Genomic DNA, 4916 nt, shown 5'->3' on the forward strand with positions numbered 1-4916 from the left:
GTCTTTAATAAATATACAAATAATAGCCATTTTTTTTAGCTCTATTACAAAGCAGATTAAAACACATGATCTTTTAGCAATTATTTTTTACCCTCTATTTATTTTAATCTCCCCTTATATTTTCGTTAAGTTTGCAAAAAAAACTTCGTCAAAATCAAAGTTTGAGACACTTGGTTTTATTTCTCCGGTAAGAAGTAAACGCATATATGTATCAGTTGATCTGATTAAAGAAATGAATATTGAAATAAGTGACGTAATTTCACATGAAAATATACATTGCTTGCAATATCTTTGCGGTGATTTGAGTCATAAAAATAGGATGATAGATAAAGAGCGTGTGCAAAATTACTGCAAAATACATATGAATACCGAAGAGCAATATAAGCCGAAGATGTGTTATCTATTGAGTAAAGTTGAAATTGAAGCAAGAGTCCATGAGTTAGTAAGTACATTTTATACTAAAACTAACGAAGTAATTTTAACCAGAGAAAACTTTATTGTCTCTTTGATCTACTCCAATGATGTATTTGATACCCTTAACTCAATGTCTTCGTATGATAAATCACAAAAAATGCCTAAGTTTCTTGATGAAGTAAAAATAAATGCCGAAAAAATCTCAATATTTGAACCTGTGCAAACGTCAACTTATAGTACTTTAGATTTTTGTGATATTTTCAATGACATTAATACAATGCAAGAACTTATTGATTTTATTAGCTATGGCTTACCAACCTACTATGCAAACGTTTTAAAATTATACGGGTGTATTACCGCTAGTGAAAAGCTACACAGACAAATAAATGAAGATAGGAAACTTTGTAAAAGATAGCATGAATAGTTATAGATTATTTTATTTACAGTAAATACCTATGCGAAGATTAATTTATATAACGCTTTAAAGAAATCAGATAACACTGATAGTAGTAAATATGATGGAGAAGTAATGAATACCACGGAAGCAGTAAGTATTGCCAATATAGTTACAATCGTAGTTTGTTTTTTGATTGTAATAGCATTTATAACAGCTCTTATTAAGATAAAAACGGGTAAATCAGCAGAGTTTGTATCTTACACTCCTGTGCTATTAACTTCATTGGGGATATTCGGTACCTTTGCGGGTATTGTTGTGGGTCTGATGGCATTCGATCCTAATAATATAGACGGCAGTATAGAAGGGCTTTTAACTGGTTTAAAAACCGCATTTTTTACTAGTTTACTCGGTATTATATTATCCATTTTATTCAAAACCCTTCAAACTATGCGCTTAATAAAAAGTCCTGAAATTACAGACGAGGTTACGACTGCGACCCCTGAGGACATTCTTATTGCAATTAAGCAACAAGGTAAATCAATTGAAGGGCTTGTACTCGCAATAGGAGGGGATACAGATAGTTCTATTGTAAGCCAGCTTAAACTTTTACGTGGTGATATAAGTGATAATCAGAGAATATTAATTAAATCACAACAAGAAGCCACGCTAAACTTGGGTAGTTTGAGTGAACAGTTTGTAATTCAAAATGAAAGCTTTAATACATTTTCAGAAAAACTATGGATTAAGTTGCAAGATTTTGCAGACATGCTCTCTAAATCAGCTACTGAAACGGTAATAGAAGCACTTAGGCAAGTTATTACTGATTTCAATAACAATCTAACCGAGCAGTTCGGCGAAAACTTTAAGCAATTAAATGAATCAGTTAAAGAGTTAGTTGTATGGCAAGAAAACTATAAAGTACAAATTTATGATATGACAGAACAATATAAACTAGGTGTATCGTCTATTACCGCAACAGAAGCCTGCATTACTTCAATAAGCAATGAATCCAAAGCTATTCCCGAAACTATGACTAACTTAAAACAAGTAATGGAAGTTAACCAGCATCAGTTGCTAGAACTTGAAAGGCATTTAGATGCATTTAAAGATATTAGAGATCGCGCTGTAGAGGCTGTGCCTGAAATTAGAAATCAAATAGACGAGACTGTAAAAACAATTGCTTCATCCGTTGAGTTAGCTAGCACGCATTATAAAGATTTACTAACTGAGTCTGATAAATATATCCAAAGTCATATTTCTACATCGAATGACTTACTAGATAAGTTTGTCACAAGCAGTAAAGAAGGCGTTGATTCAATAGGTGAAAAACTAAAAGAAAGCGCGTTTAATATTGAAAAGGTAATATCTGAAGGCGCAGATGGTTTTCAAACTAATGTTGGGTTAACTAACCAAAGGCTACAAGAAACTACCCATGCAGTCAGCGATAATACAGTTAAAATAAGGGAAGAATTGAATCATACCGTGCAAGAGCTTAGTTTAAATATCAGGGATATGGTTAACGGATTAATTGAAGATTCTAAAGTAATGGCAAAAACATTAACGGATGCAAATAGTTCGCTTTCCTCAGACACCACAATGGTCAGAGAAGCAGTTGTTAGTAGTATTGAATCAATGCAAAAAAGACTTGAATCTTCATTAGAGGACGTTTTTTCATCACAAACACAACAAATGAATAATGTATTTTCTAATCTCGATGCTGGTCTTCGTGAACAGGTGAGCAAGACGGGGGATCGAGTCGATAGTCAACTAGGTATGATTGATCAGTCTATGCAGCAAGAGTTAGACAAGGTAATGAATAAAATGGGCGAAGCTCTTGGTCAAATTAGTAACCAATTTGTGAAAGACTATTCAAAACTTGTAAACCAAATGAACGCGATTGTTCAGCAGGCTGTGTAACGTATGTCGTCAACTAATCCTATATTTGGTACATCACAAAAAACAGATGAAGGTGAGCACTGGTTAACAGTTTCAGATTTAATGGCCGGTTTAATGATAGTGTTTTTATTTATAGCTATTGCTTTTATGCGCCATGTATCTGTTGAGCGAGATAAAATAAAAAATGTTGCTGTTGCATATCAGCAAAACCAAGTTGCTATATATGATGCACTAAAAGCAGAATTTAAAGCAGACTTAGCGCCATGGCAGGCATCCATTGACAAAGAAACATTATCGTTTCAGTTTGATTCGCCAGAAGTATTATTTGATACGGGTGAGAGCTCATTAAAAGAAGATTTTAAAGATATATTAGCTGTGTTTATACCTCGCTACTTAAAAGTGTTAGATAATTATCGTAAGAGTATTGATGAGGTAAGAATCGAAGGGCATACCTCATCAGAGTGGGGGAGTGATACAGACCCCAACGAAGCTTATTTCTTAAATATGTCGCTATCTCAAAATAGAACGCGAAGTGTACTTAACTATGCATATTTTTTACCGATGTTAACTGCAGAGCAAAGACTGTGGGTTAAAGCATCTTTTGCAGCCGTTGGTTTAGCGTCATCTCATTTAATATTAAATGAAGATGAAACTGAAAATAAACAAAAATCACGAAGGGTTTCTTTTCGGGTAATTACGAATGCAGATATTCAAATTCGTAAAATAGTCGAAGGATTATAAATGAAGCTAACGGTCGATTTATCATTACTTCAGCAAGCAGTAATTACAATGGGAGCTGAGAAAATAACTTATGAGCCAACAACATCATTAATACCTACAAAAAAAATTGATAGAGATTTATTTGATGGCTTGGAAGTTAACTTTAAAGACATCGAGTTTGATACCGGCTTAGCTAGTTATAAAGGGCGCCAAGTTTTATTGTATATAAAAGATCATAGCTATAATAATAAAATTTATAGCGTTTTAGATGATGGATCTAAAGGTAATAAATATCATGTAGCAGACTGCTCTAAACTTGACGAAATGCGAAGGAAAGGTCGTTTTGAACGTTATGTAGTTACAAATAAGCTTGATGGTATATTTGCTGTTTCAGGCAACGATAAGCATAAAGATATTTTAATTGAGGGGGAATCTAAGCTTAGTGTATGCCAATATTGCCTTGAAAGTATCAATTATAATAAGTTTACTTCCATACCTAGAGGTATTGTCAGAAGGACTTTTGTTCAAAATTTTGAACTTGCAGATTTCTTTGAAACTTATAGTTCATTTTTTAAATTTATGCCTAAAGGAATTGCTGATAGCTCAGCTAGTTATTACAGTAATGATTGGAAGCTTATTTCTAATAAAGTAAGAACAAAATTCAACTTTCAATGTCAGCAATGTGGTCTTGATCTTAATAACTATAAAAGACTATTACATGTTCACCATATTAACGCAGTAAAATCGGACAACAGCAGTGTTAACTTAACGCCGCTTTGTTGTGATTGCCATCGTAAGCAGCCAGATCATAAGCACATCTTTATTAATCACGAAGATACCCAACTTATTTCTACATTAAGGCGTGCTCAGGGACTCAATGTAAGAAAAAGCTGGTTAGATGTATATAAATTAGCTGACCCAGGCATGCATGGTGTTATAGATGTGCTTGAAAAGTATCATTTATCACTCCCAGAAATTAGTTACATTGTTAAGAATAATAAAAAAGAGTCAGAAGTTACATTAGAGCTTGCTTGGCCGTTTAAAAAAGTGGCAATAGCTATCGATAAACCACAAGCAATTGCAGCAACTAAACAAGGATGGAAAGTCTACAGTATGCGCCACGCACTGAGTCAGATAGATGAATTAGCTCAAAGAGTGAGATAATAAAAGATACTTTAGTAATTATTCCGGGGTACTTTCTTTAGTTAGCGTGTTATTAGAAAATACATACAGTAAGTAAAATGAATGTATTTTAAAAATTAGGTCAAGAATTTTTATATCACTGTCTGAGAAATAAAATCTTAGCGAATAATATTCGCAACCTTTTATAAAGGAACTTCAAACATAAAAATTAAAATATCAGCAAGAGTTTTAACTATATGTAACACAGCTAATAATATCTTTAGTCAATAAACAGTAATTATTTGATGAGGCAAGGTAGTTTATCCTTATATACCTTTAAAATAATTATTAAATAATTTCACTTAAA

Annotated in this window: 4 protein-coding genes; all 4 read left to right on the top strand. The window is 32.9% G+C overall.

Going from position 1 to position 4916, the window contains the following annotated elements:
- A partial coding sequence (locus tag CXF89_RS21235; protein WP_180961426.1) for a hypothetical protein occupies positions 1–829 on the top strand: 829 nt, incomplete at its 5' end.
- 114 nt (positions 830–943) lie between these two features.
- Entirely contained in the window at positions 944–2728 is a 1785-nt protein-coding gene (locus CXF89_RS18300; RefSeq protein WP_121955398.1) for a hypothetical protein, read from the top strand.
- Between the two features lie 3 nt (positions 2729–2731).
- A complete protein-coding gene (locus tag CXF89_RS18305) occupies positions 2732–3448 on the top strand; it encodes an OmpA/MotB family protein (protein WP_121955399.1) in 717 nt (238 codons plus the stop codon).
- On the top strand, positions 3449–4591 hold the full coding sequence (locus CXF89_RS18310; RefSeq protein WP_257983245.1) for an HNH endonuclease: 1143 nt from the start codon (positions 3449–3451) through the stop codon (positions 4589–4591).
- Positions 4592–4916 lie beyond the last annotated feature (325 nt).

This window comes from Pseudoalteromonas sp. MelDa3, from assembly GCF_002863625.1.
Lineage (GTDB): Bacteria > Pseudomonadota > Gammaproteobacteria > Enterobacterales > Alteromonadaceae > Pseudoalteromonas > Pseudoalteromonas arctica.

Coding starts and splice junctions, on each gene's coding strand:
- CXF89_RS18300 (WP_121955398.1), top strand. CDS start 944: ATGAATACCACGGAAGCAGTAAGTATTGCCAATATAGTTACAATCGTA.
- CXF89_RS18305 (WP_121955399.1), top strand. CDS start 2,732: ATGTCGTCAACTAATCCTATATTTGGTACATCACAAAAAACAGATGAA.
- CXF89_RS18310 (WP_257983245.1), top strand. CDS start 3,449: ATGAAGCTAACGGTCGATTTATCATTACTTCAGCAAGCAGTAATTACA.